Annotated in this window: 17 protein-coding genes and 1 tRNA gene; 13 read left to right on the forward strand and 5 right to left on the reverse strand. The window is 63.1% G+C overall.

The features are described from left to right. Position 1: 1 nt before the first annotated feature. The gene (locus tag KIG99_RS12135) at positions 2 to 1,090 is read right to left on the reverse strand and encodes an efflux RND transporter periplasmic adaptor subunit (RefSeq protein WP_226460382.1); all 1,089 of its coding nucleotides are present in this window, start codon (positions 1,088 to 1,090) and stop codon (positions 2 to 4) included. 97 nt (positions 1,091 to 1,187) lie between these two features. On the opposite strand from KIG99_RS12135, the gene glnL reads away from it, so the two are divergent. From glnL to KIG99_RS12190, 11 genes are read left to right on the forward strand one after another with little or no spacing between them, the layout of a single operon-like run. Then, a complete protein-coding gene (gene glnL, locus KIG99_RS12140) occupies positions 1,188 to 2,249 on the forward strand; it encodes a nitrogen regulation protein NR(II) (protein ID WP_404817880.1) in 1,062 nt (353 codons plus the stop codon). 59 nt (positions 2,250 to 2,308) lie between these two features. After that, on the forward strand, positions 2,309 to 3,718 hold the full coding sequence (gene ntrC, locus KIG99_RS12145; protein ID WP_226460384.1) for a nitrogen regulation protein NR(I): 1,410 nt from the start codon (positions 2,309 to 2,311) through the stop codon (positions 3,716 to 3,718). A gap of 45 nt (positions 3,719 to 3,763) precedes the next feature. After that, on the forward strand, positions 3,764 to 4,555 hold the full coding sequence (locus KIG99_RS12150) for a biotin--[acetyl-CoA-carboxylase] ligase (protein WP_226460385.1): 792 nt from the start codon (positions 3,764 to 3,766) through the stop codon (positions 4,553 to 4,555). Then, positions 4,552 to 5,268, forward strand: coding sequence for a type III pantothenate kinase (locus KIG99_RS12155; protein ID WP_226460386.1), 717 nt, complete (start codon positions 4,552 to 4,554; stop codon positions 5,266 to 5,268). Before KIG99_RS12150 ends, KIG99_RS12155 begins: the two co-directional genes overlap by 4 nt. A 23-nt stretch (positions 5,269 to 5,291) precedes the next feature. Then, the gene (locus tag KIG99_RS12160; RefSeq protein ID WP_226460387.1) at positions 5,292 to 6,605 is read left to right on the forward strand and encodes an HD-GYP domain-containing protein; all 1,314 of its coding nucleotides are present in this window, start codon (positions 5,292 to 5,294) and stop codon (positions 6,603 to 6,605) included. Continuing rightward, positions 6,586 to 8,274 carry a putative bifunctional diguanylate cyclase/phosphodiesterase gene (locus tag KIG99_RS12165; RefSeq protein ID WP_226460388.1) on the forward strand — a complete coding sequence of 563 codons (1,689 nt, stop codon included), beginning with the start codon at positions 6,586 to 6,588 and terminating at the stop codon, positions 8,272 to 8,274. The genes KIG99_RS12160 and KIG99_RS12165 overlap by 20 nt, the downstream gene beginning before the upstream one ends. 57 nt (positions 8,275 to 8,331) lie before the next feature. Continuing rightward, positions 8,332 to 8,733, forward strand: coding sequence for a DUF350 domain-containing protein (locus KIG99_RS12170; protein WP_226460389.1), 402 nt, complete (start codon positions 8,332 to 8,334; stop codon positions 8,731 to 8,733). Positions 8,734 to 8,750: 17 nt separating this feature from the next. Next, positions 8,751 to 9,752, forward strand: coding sequence for an SPFH domain-containing protein (locus KIG99_RS12175; protein WP_226460390.1), 1,002 nt, complete (start codon positions 8,751 to 8,753; stop codon positions 9,750 to 9,752). A gap of 10 nt (positions 9,753 to 9,762) precedes the next feature. Next, positions 9,763 to 11,697 (forward strand): DUF4178 domain-containing protein, encoded by a 1,935-nt coding sequence (locus KIG99_RS12180; RefSeq protein WP_226460391.1) that lies wholly within the window; start codon positions 9,763 to 9,765, stop codon positions 11,695 to 11,697. After that, positions 11,697 to 11,843 (forward strand): hypothetical protein, encoded by a 147-nt coding sequence (locus KIG99_RS12185; RefSeq protein WP_226460392.1) that lies wholly within the window; start codon positions 11,697 to 11,699, stop codon positions 11,841 to 11,843. The genes KIG99_RS12180 and KIG99_RS12185 overlap by 1 nt, the downstream gene beginning before the upstream one ends. 30 nt (positions 11,844 to 11,873) lie before the next feature. Continuing rightward, on the forward strand, positions 11,874 to 13,931 hold the full coding sequence (locus tag KIG99_RS12190; protein ID WP_226460393.1) for a diguanylate cyclase: 2,058 nt from the start codon (positions 11,874 to 11,876) through the stop codon (positions 13,929 to 13,931). Positions 13,932 to 13,946: 15 nt separating this feature from the next. Here KIG99_RS12190 and KIG99_RS12195 read toward each other — a convergent pair whose 3' ends face one another. Together KIG99_RS12195 and KIG99_RS12200 are read right to left on the reverse strand one after the other, a co-directional pair. Then, positions 13,947 to 14,618 carry a glycine-rich domain-containing protein gene (locus KIG99_RS12195; protein WP_226460394.1) on the reverse strand — a complete coding sequence of 224 codons (672 nt, stop codon included), beginning with the start codon at positions 14,616 to 14,618 and terminating at the stop codon, positions 13,947 to 13,949. Then, on the reverse strand, positions 14,615 to 16,069 hold the full coding sequence (locus KIG99_RS12200; RefSeq protein ID WP_226460395.1) for an NAD-dependent succinate-semialdehyde dehydrogenase: 1,455 nt from the start codon (positions 16,067 to 16,069) through the stop codon (positions 14,615 to 14,617). The genes KIG99_RS12195 and KIG99_RS12200 overlap by 4 nt, the downstream gene beginning before the upstream one ends. Before the next feature lie 63 nt (positions 16,070 to 16,132). Between KIG99_RS12200 and KIG99_RS12205 the strand changes: the two genes are divergently transcribed. Continuing rightward, positions 16,133 to 16,633, forward strand: a complete 501-nt coding sequence (locus KIG99_RS12205) for a C40 family peptidase (protein WP_226460396.1) — start codon at positions 16,133 to 16,135, stop codon at positions 16,631 to 16,633. A 12-nt stretch (positions 16,634 to 16,645) separates the two neighbouring features. On the opposite strand, the gene KIG99_RS12210 is transcribed toward KIG99_RS12205, so the two are convergent. Continuing rightward, positions 16,646 to 17,515, reverse strand: a complete 870-nt coding sequence (locus tag KIG99_RS12210) for an HDOD domain-containing protein (RefSeq protein ID WP_226460397.1) — start codon at positions 17,513 to 17,515, stop codon at positions 16,646 to 16,648. A gap of 99 nt (positions 17,516 to 17,614) precedes the next feature. Between KIG99_RS12210 and KIG99_RS12215 the strand changes: the two genes are divergently transcribed. Next, positions 17,615 to 17,691: transfer RNA gene (locus tag KIG99_RS12215), tRNA-Arg, on the forward strand. 406 nt (positions 17,692 to 18,097) lie between these two features. Here the strand turns inward: KIG99_RS12215 and KIG99_RS12220 are convergent. Continuing rightward, the gene (locus tag KIG99_RS12220; RefSeq protein ID WP_226460398.1) at positions 18,098 to 19,945 is read right to left on the reverse strand and encodes a TolC family outer membrane protein; all 1,848 of its coding nucleotides are present in this window, start codon (positions 19,943 to 19,945) and stop codon (positions 18,098 to 18,100) included. Positions 19,946 to 19,956 lie beyond the last annotated feature (11 nt).

Raw genomic sequence — 19,956 nt, forward strand, 5'->3', positions numbered from 1 at the left:
ATCAGCGCTGCCGTTCGGGCGGATTGGCCGTCTTCGGCGTGACCGCCTGGCCGGCGACCAGCTTGCCGGCGCCGGCGATGACCACCAGCTCGCCGGCTTTGAGGCCTTCGCCGATCACGGCAGCGTCTTCCTGGAAACGGACGATTTTGACCGGGCGTGGCGCGGCCTTGCCGTCGGCGACGACCCAGACGAGCGGCCCCTGGCCCTGGTCGAGGACGGCGCCGAGCGGCACCTGCAGGCTTTCCGTGCTGGCCGCATCGAGTGCGACGCGCGCCGTCATGCCGAGACGCACTTCCGGTGGCGGGTTGGCGATGCGGATGCGGGCGGCGTAGGTGCGGGTCAGCGGATCGGCGGCCGGTGACAGTTCGCGCAATTCGCCGCGCAGGGTGATTTTCGGGTCGGCCCAGAGGTTGACCGCTATGGATTTGGCGGCGCGGATTTCAGCCAGCCGGCTCTCCGGAATGGCGATCGCGACTTCCTTTTCTTCCGGGCGGGCGATGCGCAGCACGGCCTGGCCGGCGCTGACCACCTGGCCGGCTTCGGCGAGCACGGCAGTGACGACGGCCGGGAATTCGCTGCTCAGCGTGCCGTAGCTGTTCTGGTTGCTGCTGATCTGGTTCTGGGCGCGCGCTTGTTCGAGCCTGGCCTGGGCGCTGTTGCGGGCGTTGTCCTTGGCATCGAAGGCAGCCTGGCTGACGAATTTCTTGCCGAGCAGGCCGGCGTAACGTTCGCGCTCGGCGCTGGCCGTGGTGGCTTCGCTTTCCGCGGCGCTCAACTGGGCGCGCGCGGCGGTGGCAGCCAGTTGCAGGTCGGCTGGATCGAGGCGGGCGAGCGGCTGGCCGGGCTTGATTTCGGCGCCGGCATCGACCAGGCGGGCGGCGAGCTTGCCGCCCACCCGGAAGGCGAGGTCGATTTCGTGGCGGGCGCGGATTTCGCCGGTGTAGATGCCGCTGCCGGTGCCACTGCTGACGGCCGGCTGGACCAGCACGGAGCGGGCGGCCGGGGGCGGCGGTGCTTCGGCGCTGCAGGCGGCGAGCAGTGCGCTGCAGCCGAGAAGCAACAATGGGTGGTGGCGGATCAAGGCGGGCATTTTCATGGCTTCGATGGGGATTGCCGATGATAATGAACGTTCGGTCATTAACGCAAGTTATCCTTGTGCGGCCCTGCCATTCGCTACAATGACGGCCATGGACGCCAATTACGCTTCGTTCGCCGGCCTCGATCTGCTGGCTTCTGCGGTGCTGCTGATCGATGAAGGTCGGCTGATCCGTTATATCAATCCGGCCGGTGAAAACCTGCTCGCCGTCAGTTCGCGCTCGGTCGCCGGCAAGACCCTGGATGCGGTCTGCACCTGTTCGGCAACGCTGCAGTCGGCGCTCGACAACGGCCTGAACAACAACTGGGGCTATACCGGGCAGAATATCCAGCTGAAACGCAGTGACGGTGAAATCCTGCATATCAACTGCACGGTGACGCCGCTGCGCCCCGAACTGGCGGCCGGCGTGCGCCTGCTGCTCGAATTGCAGCCGATCGAGCACCATCTGGCCGCAACCCGCGAGGAGCGCCTGATCGAGCAGCAGCAGGCCAGTCGCGAACTGATCCGCAACCTGGCGCACGAAATCAAGAATCCGCTGGGCGGTATCCGCGGCGCAGCGCAATTGCTCGAGCACGAGTTGGCCAACCCCTCGCTCAAGGAATACACCCAGGTCATCATCAAGGAAGCCGACCGCCTGCAGGATCTGATGCAGCGCCTGCTCACGCCACACCGGGCGATGCTGCCGACGACAGTCAATATCCACGAAATCCTGGAGCGGGTACGCAGCCTGCTGACCGCCGAATTTCCCGGTTCGCTGCACATGCAGCGCGATTACGATACCAGCCTGCCGGAACTGGTCGGCGATCGCGAACAACTGATCCAGGCGGTGCTCAACATCGCCCGCAATGCGGCGCAGGCGATGGGCGGCGAAGGCGAGATCATCCTGCGCACGCGTTCGCTGCGCCAGATCACGCTGGTCAAGAAGCGCTACCGCCTGGCCATGGAGATCAAGGTCATCGACAACGGACCGGGTATTCCCGACGATATCCGCGAGCGCATGTTCTATCCGCTGGTTTCCGGGCGCGAAGGCGGCAGCGGTCTGGGGCTGACCATTGCCCAGAATTTCGTGCAGCACCATCACGGCACCATCGACTGTTCCAGTCGGCCAGGCAATACGGTGTTCACGCTGCGTCTGCCGGTCGAGCAGGCCTGAGCGGGCTTGAGTCTTGCTTTGATGTATCCCATACCAATGACAAGATGAGCCAAACAAACATGAAACCGGTCTGGATTGTTGACGACGATCGTTCCATTCGCTGGGTCCTGGAAAAAACCCTGTCCCGCGAGGGCATTCCGTTCAAGAGTTACGCCTCGGCCAGCGAGGCGATTTCGCAGCTGGAGCAGGGCATCGAGCCGCCGCAGGTGCTGATGTCCGACATCCGCATGCCCGGCCAGTCCGGGCTGGAACTGCTGCAGGAAGTGAAAACCCGTTTTCCGTCGGTGCCGGTCATCATCATGACCGCCTATTCCGATCTGGAAAGTGCGGTCGCAGCCTTCCAGGGCGGCGCCTTCGAATACCTGCCGAAACCCTTTGACGTTGATCAGGCGGTCGAGCTGATCCGGCGCGCCATCGACGAATCAATGCACCAAAGCGGTGCGGCTGAGGAAGAAGGCCTGGTGCCGGAAATTCTCGGTCAGGCACCGGCCATGCAGGAAGTCTTCCGCGCGATCGGTCGTCTCGCCCTGTCGCACGCGACCGTGCTGATCACCGGCGAATCCGGTTCCGGCAAGGAACTGGTGGCGCGTGCCCTGCACCGGCACAGCCCGCGTGCCGACAAGCCTTTCATCGCGATCAACACCGCGGCGATTCCCAAGGACCTGCTCGAGTCCGAACTGTTCGGCCACGAGCGTGGCGCCTTCACCGGCGCCCAGGCACAACGGCGCGGCCGTTTCGAGCAGGCCGAAGCGGGTACGCTGTTCCTCGACGAAATCGGCGACATGCCGTCCGAGCTGCAGACCCGTCTGCTGCGCGTCCTGTCCGACGGGCATTTCTATCGCGTCGGCGGCCATTCGCCGATCAAGGCCAATGTCCGGGTCATCGCCGCGACCCACCAGAATCTCGAAACGCGGGTCAAGGACGGCCTGTTCCGCGAAGACTTGTTCCATCGCCTGAACGTCATCCGCATTCGTCTGCCGTCGCTGCGCGAACGCCGCGAGGACATTCCGCTGCTCACCCGCCACTTCCTGCAGAAGAGTGCGCGCGAGCTCGGCGTTGAAACCAAGCGCCTGTCGGATACGGCGATCAAGTATCTGAGCGGTCTGGACTTCCAGGGTAACGTGCGGCAGCTGGAAAATCTCTGCCACTGGCTGACCGTGATGGCGCCCGGTCAACAGGTTGAAATCGGCGATTTGCCCGGCGAATTGCGCGATGCCGTGCCGACCATGCTGGCAACCGATTGGGAAAGTGCCCTCGAAGGCGAGGTCGACCGCCTGCTGGCGCGTGGTCTCGGCGATGTGCACGGTGTGCTGACCCAGACCTTCGAGCGCATCCTGATCGCGCGGGCGCTGGCGCATACTGGCGGCCGCCGGATCGAGGCGGCGCAGGCGCTTGGCATCGGTCGCAACACGATCACCCGCAAGATTGCCGAACTCGGCATCGACGGCAGCAAGGACGTCGCCGAGTAAAGCGGGTTTTTTCGGCATGCGGCGAACTGGCATACAATTCGCCGCATGCCCCTGATCGATCCCGTTCTGCTCAAATCTCGGCTTGGCTTGCTGGCCGGGCGTTTTGATGTCGATGCATTTGAAGAGTGTGATTCCACCAGCAGCGAGCTGATGCGCCGGGCCGATCTTGGCGCGCCGGCCGGTACGGTGATCGTCGCCGACCGGCAATCCGCCGGGCGGGGACGGCGCGGCCGGCAATGGCTGTCGGCGCCCGAAGCCAGCCTGACCTTTTCCCTGCTCTGGCGCTTTTCCGGTTCGCCGGCGCGGCTTGCCGGCTTGTCGCTGGCGGTTGGCGTTGCGCTGGCGCGCGCCCTTGAAGGTCTCGGTGCGCAAGGCATCTGCCTGAAGTGGCCGAATGACGTCCTGCTTCGCCAGGGCGACGACTATGCCAAGCTGGCCGGCATTCTTGTCGAACTGGCCAGTGACCGGCGCGGCATCCAGGCTGTGATCGGCATCGGCATCAATCTTTCTGCGCCGACGGTTGAGTTGCCGCAGCCGGTGGCCGGGCTGGATCAGGCGATGGCCGCCTTGCCCGAACGGCATCTGGTTCTCGCTGCCGTCCTTTCTGCGCTGGCCGGCGTGCTGGATGCCTTTGCGGTCGACGGCTTCGCCAGCAGCAAAAACGAATGGCAGCAGCGCCATGCCTGGCAGGATGCGGCGGTTCAGTTGCTTGATGACGGCAGCGCGCCGCTTCTTGGACGGTGCGCCGGTGTCGATGCTGACGGCGCCTTGCTGCTGGAGACGGCGAGCGGCATGCAACGCATCTTTTCCGGTGATGTCAGCCTGCGCCGCGCATGATCATCTGCATCGACAGCGGCAATAGCCGCATCAAATGGGGCGCGCACGACGGGCATGCGTGGTGCGACCAGGGCGTCGTGACGCATGCCGGGATCGGGGAGCTTGGCGAGCTTTGTCGGCGCTGGCCGCAGCCGGCGCGCGTCATGCTGGCGAATGTGGCCGGTCCGGTGGTCGGCGAGAGCTTGCGCCAAGTCCTGGCGCCATGGTCGGACGTACTGCGTGAGGCAAAGGCAGGGGCAAATCAGGCCGGAATTACAAATCTTTATATAAATCCGGCCCAGCTCGGTGTCGACCGCTGGTGCGCCCTGGTCGGTGCGCGTCAGCTCGGTTCGACACCGCGTCTCGTGGTCATGGCGGGGACTGCAACCACCATCGACAGCCTGGATGCCGACGGCAATTTTCTCGGCGGCCTGATCCTGCCCGGCCTGGAAACCATGCGCCGGGCGCTGTTTCAGGGCACGGCCGCGCTGCCTTTTGCCGATGGCGTGCATGTGGCATATCCGCGTGCCACCGCCGATGCCATTGTCACGGGTTGTGTCGAAGCGCAGGTCGGTGCCATCGAGCGCGCTTTTGCCCGTCTGGCGGGGCGTGATGCCTGCTGCATTCTGTCCGGTGGACATGCCGAAGTGCTAAGTGGCTTCCTTGTTATTCCCCATTTGCTGGCGCACAATCTTCCACTGGAGGGGCTGCTCCGCCTGGCCCCGGAATCCTAGCCCCAGTATCGAAAGAAGCACCCATGGAGATTGTTGCGGTAGCCGACCTGAAGATCGGCATGTTCGTTGCCGAACCGGATTGCGCGTGGACCGAGTTTTCGTTTGCCTTGCAGGGGTTCGTGATCTCCAGCCTGGAGCAGGTCGAGCAGTTTCAGCAAAAATGCCGTTTTGTCTACGTCGACCGTAGCCGCTCATTGAACGAATTCCATCTGGTCAAGGATTACGGGCGTGATTACGCCTTGCGTCCACCGGCTGCCAGTGGCGGTGTCGCCGAGCCCGGGCAGCCGGTCCGGCGCCGGCCGCCGCTGTTCGAGATGCAGGCCGACAGCGACAAGCGGCAGCAGCGGCGGCGGCGTTTCCTGACTTTTCTGCAGCGCCAGAATGACTCCGAGCACTCGATTGCGCTGGCCCGCGAGCTTTCTTACATGGAGCCGCGCTTCGACGATCTGCAGAACGCGTTGCAGCGCAGCTTCCAGTCCGTCAGCCTGGAAAGGTCGATGGATCTGGGTTCAGTGCGCGAAGGGGTGCGCGACATGTCGGGCAGCCTGCGCCGCAACCCGGATGCGCTGATGTGGTTGCTGCGTCTGAAGCGCATGGATCAGTACAGTTTTGACCACGCCATGGATGTTTCGGTGTACTTGCTGATGCTCGGTGCGCACATCGGCTGGCGGGGACTGCCGCTGCTTGAACTCGGCATTGCCGGCATGCTGCAGGATATCGGCAAGACCCAGGTGCCGGTCGAGATTCTCGCCAAGACCGGGCCGCTGACGCCGGAAGAAAAGGAATTGGTCCATTCGCATGTGGCCAGTTCGCTGGAGCTGCTGTGCAGCCAGGGCAACATTCCCGAAAATGTGCTGCTGACGATCGCCCGTCACCACGAGCGCTGGGACGGCAGCGGCTACCCGCGCCAGCTCAAGCTCGACGAGCTTGGTCTGGCAGCCGAAATGGCCGGCCTGGTCGATTCGTTCTGTGCCATGCTGAAAAACAAGCCTTATCGCAGTGCACTCGGTCACCAGGAGGCGCTTGAGGAACTCTACAAACAGCGCGACCACCAGTTCAGTCCCGGTCTGATGGAGCAGTTCGTGCAATGCGTCGGTCTTTATCCAATTGGTACCTTGCTCGAACTGAGTAGTGGCGAGGTCGGTATCGTCATCCAGCAAAACCGGGTGCGGCGCTCGCGACCGCGCGTGCTGATCATGCTCGATGCCGACAAGCAGGAGGTGCGCGGCTATCGGGTCATCGACCTCAATGAGCCTGCCCACCAGGCTTGCAGGGTTGCCCGGGCGCTGCCGCATGATGCGTATGGACTGGCCTCACATGACTATAATCTCGGTTGACCCCGGTCCCGGACTTGCAGCAGCGCAATTCGGGCTGAGCGACGAGGCGCTCGCCTCGTTTTCGGCGATCGCGCCGCTCTGGCAGTCAGCTGTCCACCAGGCACTTGCCGAGGAGGCCGATGACCCCGTACTCGCCGAGTTCGCCGCAATTTCTGCCCGCATGGCGAGCGCGCTGGGCGATCCGCAATGGCAGCAGGACTGGCTGTCGGCCTGGCACAAGCTGCATGGCTGCGGATTTTCGCTGACGGACACGCTGAGTTTCTTCTTCCGTGTCGTCGAGTTTTGCGAACATGCGCTGTTCGGCGAGACCGCATCGGTCAACCGTCTCTACCTCGATCTTTTCTCCATCCTGCGGCGCAGTGTTTTTGCTGCGGTCATTGCCGCTGTCGAACTTGGTGAAGAGCTTGGCCTGGCCCGGGCCGGCGTGCCCGGCGAACTGGCTGCCCTGCACGCACTGCGGGAATTGGCCGGGAGTGCCGAACCGGTCGCCGTGCTCTCCCTCGTCCTGACCAACCGCAATCGCTTCGGACAACTGGCTGCCAGTGATCTGCAAAGTCTGCCCGGTATCGTGGCAGAGCGTTTGCGTTTGTTGTTGCGGCCGGTAGACCGGATTTTTTCGGGACGCGAGGATGAGTGGCTGTTGTTGTTGCCCGGTGTCCAGTCGATGGCAGTGCCGACGCTGGTGGCCGCCCATATCGGGCAGGCCTTTGCCGAGCCGCTGGGCATGCTGAGCGGGCGCAGCATGCCCCTCGAAGCCAGTATTGGTGCGGCCATGCTGCCCGAGCACGCTGCCGATGCGGAATCCATTCTGCAGGCGGCTCGCCTGGCGCGTGGGGAGTTGCAGTCGACGCGTGAGTCCTTTGGCTGGTTCCAGCCTGAAATGCGTCGGGATTGGCAGCATCGTTGCGAAATGGCGGAAGAACTGCGCCAGGCCTTGCATCACGAGACGCTGATGATATTCATGCAGCCGCAAGTGGACGCACCTTCCGGGGAATGTACCGGGGCGGAGTTGTTGTTGCGCTGGCAGCGGGCGAATGGCGAATGGGTGCCGCCGCCGCAGATCATCGAGATGATCGAGGAAAACGGCTGGCGCCACCTGTTTACCGATTGGCTGATCCGCAATGCCCTGCATGTGGCAAGCGAACTGTCGGCGAAGGGGATCGATATCCCGCTGTCGATCAACCTGACGGCCGACGATCTGCTCGATACCGATTTGCCGGAAATGTTCGCGCAGCGCCTGGCAACCTGGCAGGTGCCGGGCAAGCGCTTCACCATCGAGCTGACCGAGTCGGCGATGCTCGGCGATCCGGAGCGTTGCCTCGAGGTCATGCGTCGTCTGCGGGCCCTGGGCATCCGCCTGGCACTCGACGATTTCGGTACCGGCTATTCGTCACTCAGTTATCTGGTCAATCTGCCGCTCAACGAAATCAAGATCGACCGCTCGTTTGTTGTCGCGATGACGACTTCGGAGGAGCATCTGCGGATCGTCCGGACGATCATCGATCTGGCCTGGGATCTGGACATGATGCCGCTCGCCGAGGGGGTCGAGGATCACGTCCAGGCGGCACAGTTGCGCCAGCTTGGCTGTAACCGCATGCAGGGCTATCTGTATGCGAAGCCGATGCCTCTGGATGCTTTCGTCGCCTGGCATCAGGCACGTCCGGCTTGAGTTGCGGCGGGCTTGCGGCGACAATACTTCGCTGTCATTCTGCTTCAGGGGAATTCAATGTTTGATCCGGTCATCAGCGGTTTGCCAGCCTTCGCCAGTTTCTTTGCGACGGGCATCGTTCTCCTGGGCGTGTTTTTTGCGCTTTATGTACTGATCACGCCTTATAACGAGCTACAACTGATCCGTGCCGGCAACGAAGCCGCCGCCGTCAGCCTGGGTGGTGCGGTGATCGGCTTCGCACTGCCGCTCGCCGTGTCGGTCGCGGTCAGCCACAACCTGTACGCGATGATCGGCTGGGGTGTCATCGCCGGCATCGTGCAACTGCTCGTTTTCGTCGTCGCCCGCATTGTGTTGCCGCGCATCAATGAAAGCATTCCCCAGGGGCGCATGGCCTCGGGCATTTTCCTCGCATTACTCTCGATCGCGGTCGGCATTCTCAACGCCGGCTGCATCGCCTGACCCTTTAGGAGGTAGTGATGGCACTGATGGACTTCATCAAGAAGCAGTTTATCGACATCCTGCAGTGGACCGAGGATGCCGACGGTACGCTGGCCTGGCGTTTCCCGATGGCGGAAATGGAAATCCAGAACGGCGCCAGCCTGACCGTGCGCGACTCGCAACTCGCGCTCTTCGTCAACGAAGGCACGGTTGCCGACGTCTTTGCGCCCGGCATGTACAAGCTGACGACGCAGACGCTGCCCGTCCTGACCTATCTCAAGAACTGGGACAAGCTGTTCGAATCCCCGTTCAAGTCCGATCTGTACTTCTTCTCGACGCGGCAGCAGCTCGATCAGAAGTGGGGCACGCCGAACCCGATCACCATCCGCGACAAGGAATTCGGCATTGTCCGCATGCGTGCCTTCGGCATCTATTCCTGGCACCTGGTGGACGCCAAGACCTTCTACCAGAAGATTTCCGGTACCCGTGACAGCTACGGCCGCGACGAGCTTGAAGGCCAGTTGCGCAACACGCTGGTCGCCGGCCTGACCGATCTCTTTGCCGAGTCCGGCGTTGCCTTCATCGACATGGCCGCCAACCAGGACGAGTTCGGCAAGGCGATGTTCGCCAAGGCGCAGCCGATGTTTGCCGAGTACGGCCTGGCGCTCGACTCGCTGGTCGTGCAGAACGTCTCGTTGCCGGAAGAACTGCAGAAGATCCTCGACCAGAAGATCGGCATGAACATGATCGGCGACATGCAGCGCTACACGCAGTACCAGGTCGCCAACAGCATTCCCGATGCGGCGAAAAACGAGGGCGGCCTGGCGGCAATGGGCGTCGGTCTCGGTGCCGGCGTCGGTTTCGGCCAGGTGGTCGGGCAGGCGATGGGTGCCGCGCTGCAGCCGACGGCGGTGGCGAGCGTGTCGGCCGACGAGGTCGTGGCGACCCTGGAAAAACTGCACGGACTGGTCGAAAAAGGCATCCTCAGCCAGGCCGAGTTCGAGGCCAAGAAAGCGGAATTGCTCAAAAAACTGAGTTGACCGCTGCCTAGTGGCCATTACTGCATCCTGCCCTTCCTGCGGCGCGCCGGTTGTCTTTCAGTCGGCGTCGTCGGTCTTCGCGGTCTGCGCTTATTGCAGCAGCACGCTGGTCCGGCACGACCAGAATCTGGAAGACATCGGCAAGATGGCGGCGTTGGTCGAAGACCGCTCGCCGCTGCAACTGGGCACGGAAGGCAGCTACAAGGGCGTGCACTTTGCCCTGATCGGGCGCGTCCAGATCAAGTACGAGCAGGGCATCTGGAACGAATGGCATCTGCTCTTCGACGACATGCGCACCGGCTGGCTGTCGGAGGCTGGCGGCGAGTACGTGCTCACTTTTGCGCAGTTTGTGCCGGATGCGCTGCCGCCGTTGGATGCCCTGAAAATCGGTCAGCGCTTCGTGCTCGCCAGCCAGACCTGGACGGTCAGCAATATCGCCCAGGCCGAGTGCATCGCCGGCCAGGGCGAGCTGCCGTTCAAGGTCGGCGCCGGTTATCCGGTCGCAGCGGTCGACCTCAGAAACGGGGCCAATTTCGCCACCCTTGATTACTCCGAAACGCCGCCCCTGATGTTCATCGGCGAGGCCGTCGAATTCGCTGCGCTGCGCCTGAGCAACCTGCGCCAGGGCATGGGGTCGCCCGAAAAGACGGTTGCCGCGCAGGTTTTTCGCTGCCCGAGTTGCGGCTCGCCGATGACGGCGCGTTCGCCGGAAATTCTCGCAGTCGGCTGCGTCGCCTGTGGCGCGGTGGTCGATACGGCCGACCGCAATTACCAGGTCCTGTCGAAGGCGCTGGGCAGTCGCGACGAAAAGTACGTGCCGCGCCTGGCGCTCGGCAGCCAGGGCAAGCTGGACGGTCGACCAGTCGAAGTGATCGGTTTTCTCGTCAAGCAGTGCGTCAGCGCAGGCATTTTCTACGACTGGCGCGAATACCTGCTGGCCGGGGAAAATGGCACTTATCGCTGGTTGACCGAGTACAACGGCCACTGGAATGTTGCCGACGTGCTGTCCAGCCCGCCGACCGGCAGCGGCGCCATGGAACTCACCGATGTGCGCTGGAACGGTCAGAGCTTCCGGCATTTCACGACGACGCCGAGCGCCGAGGTGATCCAGGTCGCCGGCGAGTTCACCTGGCGGGTGCGGCGCGGCGAGTGCAACCGGGTGGTCGATTACGTCGCGCCACCGCTGCTGCTGTCGCGTGAAAGCACCGACAGCGATCTCAACTGGTCGCAGGGCGTCTATGTCGAACCGGCCGAGATCGCTGCAGCCTTTGCCCTGAAGAATGCCTTGCCCGAACCGATCGGCATCTTCGCCAATCAGCCCAATCCCTGGGAAGAAACGCATCGTCGCGTCTGCCGGCTGTTCTGGCGCCTGGCCGTGCTTGCCGTTGTGGCGCAGGCCTTGTTCATGCTGCTCGCTGGCGGCGGCAAGCTGCTGCTGCGCCAGGACTTCGACTTTGGCGCACCTGCGGTCGACGAGCTGCAAAGCCGCGAATTCGTGATCGATGCGCGGGTGCGCCGGCTCAAGGTGCGCAACACGACCAGCCTCGACAACAATTGGATTGGCCTCAACCTGACCCTGGTCGACAAGAACAGCGGCAACGCCTGGCCGGCCAGCCGCGAGCTTGCCTATTACTACGGCAACGACGGCGGCGAAAGCTGGTCGGAAGGCAATCGCCAGGACGAAGTGGTCTTCCCCGACATTCCGCCCGGTACCTATTACCTGACGGTCGACCCCGATCTGGCACCGGAAAAGCCGGTGCCGGTGCATGACCGGATGGAAGTCATGAGCGTCGGCGCCGGCTGGTCGAATTTCGTGCTGTTGCTGATCTTCCTCGCCATCTTCCCGATCTTCACGCGCCTGCGCCACGCCGCCTTCGAAGTGCGGCGCTGGGCCGAGAGCGACCACGCGCCGGTAGCGGCCGATGATTCCGGAGACGACGACTGATGTTCCGCAAATTCAACCTGGTTGCCGGCCTGCTCGCGCTGCTCCTTTTCGCACATGCGCAAAATCAGGGCTGGAACCTGTTCGATGATGTCGCCGACTCGAATTCCGGCAACTCGCGCGGCAGCAGTCGCACCTATCACAAGTAAATCGGCTGTCTGCCGGATCGATCTTTCCCCATGCGTTTTTTTGCCTTTCTCGTCCTTTGCCTGATCCTGTCGCCTGCCAGCGCACTGGAAAAGGTCAGCATCCAGCTCAACTGGAAGCACCAGTTCCAGTTTGCCGGCTATTACGCGGCGCTGGAGAAGGGCTATTTCCGTGCCGCCGGTTTCGAGGTCAGCCTGCGCGAACTGGCGGCCGGCGCCGATCCGGTTGACGAGGTGGTAAGCGGCCGTGCCGAATACGGCGTCGCCGCTTCCGAACTCGCCTTGCGTCGTGCCCAGGGGCAGCCGGTGGTCGCCCTCGCCGTCATCGTCCAGCATTCGCCGCTGGTCCTGCTGGTCAACCGGCGCAAGATTCCGAGCCTCGACGCACTGAGCGAGCAACGCATCATGTTGCTGCCGCACGAGGCCGAACTGCTCGCCTACCTCAAGCGCGAGGGCGTCGAACGCTACGTCGCGGTGCCGCATCGTTTCGAACTGGACGATCTGATCAGCGGCGAGGTCGCGGCCTATTCCGGCTATTCCTCCGACGAGCCCTTCCTGCTGCGCAAGGCCAATTTTCCCTACCTGGCCTATTCGCCGACTGCGGCCGGGATCAATTTCTACGGCGATACGCTGTTCACCAGCGAGGCGCGTCTGCAGAAGTCGCCCAAGGCGGTTCGCGCCTTGCGCGCGGCCGTACTGCGCGGCTGGGATTACGCCATGGCGCATCCGGAAGAAATTTCCGACCTGATCCTGCAGCGTTATTCGACGCGCCACAGCAAGGCCCACCTGCTCTTTGAAGCGGCCGAAATGAAACGTCTGATGCAACCCGAACTGGTCGAGATCGGCCAGATGTCGGCAACGCGCTGGCAGCAGATCGCCCAGACCTACGCCGAGCAGGGCATGCTGCCGGCCAATTTTTCGCTCGACGGCCTGATCTACGAGAGCGAGCCGCGCCGCATGCCGGCCTGGGTGTGGCCGGTACTGGCCGGCGCCGCGGCGATTTTCGTGCTTCTGGCCTTGCTCGCCCTTTATTTCGCACGCCTGAACCGGCGCCTGCACAAGGAAGTCAGCATTCGCCAGGCGGCCGAGCAGGCGCTTGGCGAGAGCGAAGAGCGTTATCGCCGCCTGGCCGAGCAGAGCAAGGATGTGATCTGGATGCTCGACGTCGCCAGCCTGCGCTTCACCTACGTCAGCCCGGCCGTCGAGAAAGCGCGCGGCTTTACGGCCGAGGAGGCGCTGCGCCAATCGCTGAACGAGGCGCTGATGCCGGCTTCGCTGCAGCTTGTCCAAGCCTTGCTGCAGGATCATCTGGCCCGTCTCGCGGCGGGCGACAAGAGCGCGATGTCGGCGCTGTACGAGATCGACCAGCCGCACAAGGACGGCAGTATTGTCTCTTCCGAGGTGGTTGCGAGCTTCCTGCTCGATCACGACGGCCGGCCGGCGACAGTGCTTGGCGTTTCGCGCGACATTTCCGAACGTCGGGTTGCCGAGGACAGGCTGCGTATTGCCAACGAATATCTGCGCAAGCAACTCGAAGAAATCGAACAACTGCAGGTTGCCTTGCAGGAGCAGGCCATCCGCGACAGCCTGACCGGCTGTTTCAACCGGCGTTACCTCGACGAAACGCTGGAGCGCGAACTGTGGCGCGCCCGGCGCGAGGGTTACCCGCTTGCCCTGGTCATTCTCGATCTCGATCATTTCAAGCAGATCAATGACACCTATGGCCACCAGGCCGGCGACGAGGCCTTGCGCGAACTGGCGCGCAGCCTGCAGGCCGATATCCGTCACGAAGACGTCTTGTGCCGCTACGGCGGCGAGGAGTTTGTCATCCTGATGCCGCGCATGCCTCTTTCGGTGGCTGCCGAACGGGCTGAGCGCTGGCGTACGACGATTGCCGACATTCGTGTCCAGTTCGGCAACTTCACGCTCGCTTTCTCGACTTCACTTGGTGTCGCCGCCTATCCCGAGCACGGCAAGATGCCTGACGAACTGACCCAGGCGGCCGATCTGGCGCTCTATATCGCCAAGCATGAAGGGCGGAACCGGGTCGTGGTGTATTCGCCGCCAACACGGGATGGCGTAGCGCAATAGCTTTTCCGGCCGGCGTCAGTCGCCGCCGCAACCCCCGCCGCCACCGTCTCCACCGCTATCCGAACTGCCGCTGTCGCCCGAACAACCGCCGCCACAGCCGCTGGCACCGCCGCAACCGATGTGGCTGGCGCAGAAGGCGCTGTCGCCAGCGGCACCGGCCTGGCCGGCCGCCAGGCAGTCGAGGCGATAGACGAAGCCGTCGGCAAGACCCAGCTTTGCATCGAGCGCGAACAGGCGGGGCAGGCGTTGCGGCTTTTTCGGGTCGATCTGCTCATGCGCGCATGCCAGCCGCCACGCACGGCGCAGGCCTTCGCTCGCCTGCGTCGGCGATTGCATTGCCTCGGCCGGCGTGTGGTGCAGGAAGCGGCCGAAGGCGGTGCGGCAGAACTTGTCGTAATGGCGGGTAAACAGGATGAACTCGTGCCAGGCATCGTCTGCCGCCTGCGAGGGCATGGCCACCATGCGCCGCCCGGCGCGGCGACAGAGCACGAAATAATCGCTTAGCGCAGCGAAGACCTCGGCCCGTTGTTCCGCCGTCAGTTCCGGGCGACGGGCCGCGAGCCGCCGGTCCAGGAAGCGCGCGTAGGGATAGGCCGCGATATAGCCGGCCTGCCGTTGCCGCGCCCAGTTGCGCCAGAGCAGACCGGCGAGCAGGGCGAGGCCGGCGATGATGACGAACTTGATCATCCGTTGATGTCGAAGCAGAGATATTTCACTTCGAGGTAATCCTCGATCCCGTACTTCGAGCCTTCGCGGCCGATGCCCGATTGCTTGATGCCGCCGAAGGGCGCCACCTCGTTCGAGATCAGGCCGGTGTTGATGCCGACCATGCCGTACTCGAGCGCTTCGCCGACCCGCCAGCAGCGCGCCACGTCGCGCGTGAAGAAATAGGCGGCGAGACCAAACTCGGTGTCGTTGGCCATGGCAATCGCCTCGGCTTCCGTTTCGAAGCGGAAGAGCGGGGCGACCGGGCCGAAGGTTTCCTCCTTCGCCACCTGCATCGCGCTGGTAATGTCGGCGAGCACGGTTGGCTCGTAGAAATTGCCGCCCAGTGCGTGGCGGCGGCCGCCGCAGAGGACGCGTGCGCCCTTGCCGACGGCGTCGGCGACATGCGCCTCGACCTTGGCCAGCCCGGCGGCGTTGATCAGCGGTCCCTGCACGACACCCGGCGTGGTGCCGGGGCCGACCTGCATCTGGGCGACGCGGGCCGCAAACTTGCCGGCGAATTCGTCATAGACGCCGGACTGCACGAGGAAGCGGTTGGCGCAGACGCAGGTCTGGCCGGTATTGCGATATTTGGCCGTAATTGCCTGGTCGACCGCTGCGTCGATGTTGGCATCGTTGAAGACGATGAAGGGCGCGTTGCCGCCGAGTTCGAGCGAGACCTTCTTGACGGTCGGGGCGCACTGCGCCATGAGCAGGCGGCCGACGCCGGTCGAGCCGGTGAAGGAGAGCTTGCGCACGATCGGGTTGGCGGTCAGCTCGCCGCCGATTGCCTGCGGGTTGCCGGTCACCACGTTGAAGACGCCGGCCGGGAAGCCTGCCTGTTCGGCCAGGACGGCGAGGGCGAGGGCGGTCAGCGGCGTCGCCTCGGCCGGCTTGACGACGACCGGGCAGCCGGCGGCGAGCGCCGGTGCGACCTTGCGCGTGATCATTGCGAGCGGGAAGTTCCACGGGGTGATCGCGGCACAGACGCCGATCGGCTGCTTGACGACGAGCAGGCGGTTGCTGGCGGCCGGGCTGGGAATGCTTTCGCCGTAAGTGCGCTTGCCTTCTTCGGCGAACCATTCGACGAAGGAGGCGCCGTAAAGCACTTCGCCCTTGGCTTCGGCGAGCGGCTTGCCGCCTTCGGCGGTGACGATCTGCGCCAGATCGTCGGCATGTTCGATGATCAGCTTGCACCAGGCCTGCAGCAACTGGGCGCGACGACGGGCAGTGAGGGCGCGCCAGGCCGGCCAGGCAGCATTGGCGGCATCAATCGCCCGCCGCGTTTCGCCGGCGCCGCAGCGCGGCACGCTGCCGAGCACGGCACCGCTGGCCGGATCGAGTACATCGAAGGTCGCCTGGTCATCGGCGCCCGTCCATTTTCCGGCAATAAAGTTGGTCGACCGCAGCAATTGCTCGTTCTGTAGTTTCATGGCCTTGAAAAATCCTGTAAAAACTGTAAGTTGAGAAATGTTTCAAGAAAGTACATCAACTTCATGCGTCTTTCCGTCCTGCTGGTTGCCACGCTGATCTCTGCCTTGCTGACGGCCTGCGGCAGCCCGTCGCCGCGTCCGGCCGGCACGCCGGAAACTATAACGCATGCGCCTTTGCCGGTCAGCGAGAAAGGCAACGAGGTGGCTTTCTATGCACTTGGCCTGATCGACACCGGTTATCGTTTCGGCGGCAAGAACCCGGAAGCCGGCCTCGATTGCAGCGGCATGGTCAGCTACATCTACGCCCAGGCGCTCGGCCTGAAAGTGCAGGGAAGTGCCGCCGACATCGCGCGGCGTGGTCGACCGCTCGAACCGGGCAATTTGCGTCCCGGCGACCTGGTTTTCTTCAATACCCGCAACCAGCCCTTTTCGCATGTCGGCATCTATGTCGGCGACGCGCGTTTCGTGCATGCGCCGTCCAGCAATGGCCGGGTCCGCATCGACCGTCTGAACGACCGTTACTACGCGCAGCGTTTCGAGGCGGCGCGCAGCTTTTTGGACTGAGTCCGGCGCGGGTTAGTTGGCGCTCTCGGCAACGGCGTCGGCGACCCGGTTGCGCAGGTCGTCCAGATCGCTTTCCGAAATGCCCAGGTGATCGAGTGCCCGTGCAAACAGGTTTGCGCCAACTTCCAGATCGCAGTCGTCGAGCAGTTCCGCGAGCAGGTGCTCGGCCACCTGGGTGACGGCGATCAATGACAGGGCACCGCCGGGCAGGGTTTTGTCCGAGACGTCGTAGGCATCGGCTTCGTGATGGAAACGGATGGCCTGGCCAAGAATTGCTGGCAGGCCCCAGTTGCGCACCAGCAATGAGCCGATGATCGGGTGCGTGCAGGGGAAAAAGTTGTTTTCGGCCTCGACCAGCAACAGGTTTTCATGCCGGCATTTCTCCAGTACTTCGCCGTAGTTCGGGAAGCGCTTCATCATCAGCGGAATGGCGGCGTCGTGAAACAGTGCGTAGGTGTAGGAGGCATCCGGCGAAATGCCGTACTGGCGGCGGGCGATCAGGCTGGACACCACGGCCATCAGCGTGGTGCGTTTCCAGAACTGCTCCAGCCAGGCCGCCGGTAGCCCGGTCATGCTGGTGCGCAGGGCGACGGCGACCACGACGCAGGCGATGTTCTTGGTGCCGAGACGCTCGACCGCCTTGCGGACGCTGGAGATGCGCGTGCTGGCGCCGTACAGTGGCGAGTTGGCCAGTTTGAGCGCGGCGGCGGACATGCCGGCATCGCTGGTGATGATGTCGGCCAGACGCTTCAGGTCCGGTTCATCCCTTTGCGCTTCCTGCATGGCATCGGTAAGGAAAACCGGGCAAGCCGGGATGTCGACCGTAGCCATGACCTTCTGGACATCGTCATGGGAAAGCTCGTAATTTTTTTCCTGGGGCATGGTTCGACTTTTCAGCGGTGTCTGTAGTCAGACCGTCAGCTTATTGGTTTTGATAACATGGACGCAAGTCTCTGTAGCGGGTAGAATTCCGCCTCCCAAGCGCCCGTAGCTCAGCTGGATAGAGTACTGCCCTCCGAAGGCAGGGGTCGGGGGTTCGAATCTCTCCGGGCGCACCAAGATTCAAGCAAAAGAGCCATCCTCAGGGATGGCTCTTTTGCTTTGTACGGAATCGATACGGCAAGCTGCCCGCAGTCGGCTTTCTATCTGCGCCGTATATGTGGCCGAGCGTCCTCTGCTCCAATCTCCCGTGGGGGGCCGGTGTCAGTGAGGCTGGGGCTCGCTGGCGCGGATATATCGCCAGTTAACTCTGGCCGGGTCGAGTTTTCCTGAGGTGACTTCGAAGGCGATGAGTGCCAGGTAACGCAAGACTGCATCCCTGGTTTCATCTGTCTGCTGCCGCATGCGTGGCAGGTAACGAATGGGTGGAAAGCGTTTTTCCATGGCAGCGGTCGATATTTCTGATCGCCCTCCTGCCATGTCTGCAGGAGGGCTGGTTGCTCTTGCAAATGCGGCGCGCTGCGGCTATTTGCCCGCTTTGCAGCCGCCTACGGTGTTACCGATGCAGGGCACCGAATCTTCACGATTGATCAGCCATTTGTTGCCGACCATGATCATTTCCAGGGTCTTCTGCGTCACATCGCTGAACTGTTTTGAGTGATAGGTCTGGCGGAACTGGACCCGGGCACGGTCTTTCCCATCCGGCCGGACCTGCAGATCCTGGATGTCGATACTGATGTTGTCTCGGCTGGATATACGGCTACGGCGCAACTGAGCCCAATCCTCGCGATTCAGGCCGCCGCCAGGAATGAAACTGGGCGCGTAGAAGCCGACATAATCGGAATAGTTTCTGGCTGCCCAGGCTGCATTCCAGCCCATGACCTGACGCTTGACATCGTTTTCCGGGCTGGCGGCGGCCGGCGGGAAGGATGGCGGTGCGGGTCGTACCTCGAGTTTGGCCAAGGCTTTTGCATTGAGTGCGGCATAGTCGGTAGCCTGCGAGTCGACCGGTTCATTCGGGCAAAGCTGGCTGCTGTCGGTCGCTGCGAGTTCCTGGGGTTCAGGGTTGCGTACCTCGAGTTTTTGCAGCCCGAGATACTCGAGTAGCGTGCCCATGCCGGCATAGGTGCGCAGGTAGGCAAGACTGAGGTCGGTGTCGGCGTTCACCGCATTGCGGCGCGCGCTGAGCAGTTCGTTCTCGGTGTCGAGCAGATCGAGCAGGGTGCGTTGGCCGACGTTGAACTGATCGCGGTAAGCATCGCGCGTTTTTTCCAGCAGGCTGACCTGGGTCGCCAGGTAGTTTGATTGTTCTTTCAGGCGCAGGACATCGTTGTAGGCAATCGACAGGGTCTGGCGGGTATCGCGGCAGGCCTTTTCGCGCAGGTCGAGCGCAATGTTCTTGCGTTCCGCATATTGCTTTTCCCGAGCCCGATCCGAGCCACCATTAAACAAATTCCAGTTGATGACCAGTTCGGCCACGTTCTGCACCCGATTGCCGTCAACGCCGAGATAGTTGTTGATATGGTCAGTCCGTGCGCGGAAATCGAGCTTCGGCGAATAGGCCGCGCGGCGGACTTCCATGTCGTGCTGGGCGGCCTCGATGTTTTCGATGGCGGCAAGCAGAGTCGGATTCTTTTGGTACAAGGTTTCCTGGGCTGCCTTCTGGCTGGCCGGCAAGCCGTTGCTCAACTGGGCTGGCGGGATGACCGAACCTGGCGGCTGGCTGTTGACCAGGCGTTGGTAGCGCGCCGTCACGTCGTGCAGGTTGGCCGTTTCCGTGGCCAGGTTGATTTCGGCCAGGGCCAGACGGCTGCCCGCCTGTTCGAGATCGACGCGGCGGCCGACACCGGACTGGGTGCGCCGGATCAATTGTTCATGGGTTGTCTTGTGCTGGACATAGTTGTCTTCGGCGAGGTTGACCAGGAAGCGGTAGCGCAGTACGTCGAGATAGGCGCGCGCCGCTTCGAGAGCGATGCCTTCGGAGGCATCCAGCAGTTCGTAGTAGCGGACCAGGCGGGCCTTGTCGAGGCGCTTTACCTCGCTGTGGGTGGCGAAACCGTCGAACAGCATCTGGTTCAGGCTGAGGCCGTAATTGCTGCGCGTGTAGTTGTTGCTCTGGTCGGCAGGAGGCTGCTTCAGACTTTCACGGCCGGTGCCGGCCGTCAGATCGACGCGTGGGAAAAAGCCGCCCCGCGCAACGCCGATTTCTTCTTCAGCTGCTTTCAGGTTGTGCCATTTCGAGGTGACTTCCGGGCTGCTCAGTACGGCTTGTTGTGCAACCTCTTTCAGTGTGGTGGGGGCGCCAGCGGGGGCCGCTGCCGCAAGCAGGGGAAAGGAGGTCAGCAGGGCAAGCAGAATGGCATTTTGTTTCATGGGGGTTCAAT

The sequence above is a fragment of the Quatrionicoccus australiensis genome, from assembly GCF_020510425.1.
Taxonomy (GTDB): domain Bacteria; phylum Pseudomonadota; class Gammaproteobacteria; order Burkholderiales; family Rhodocyclaceae; genus Azonexus; species Azonexus australiensis_A.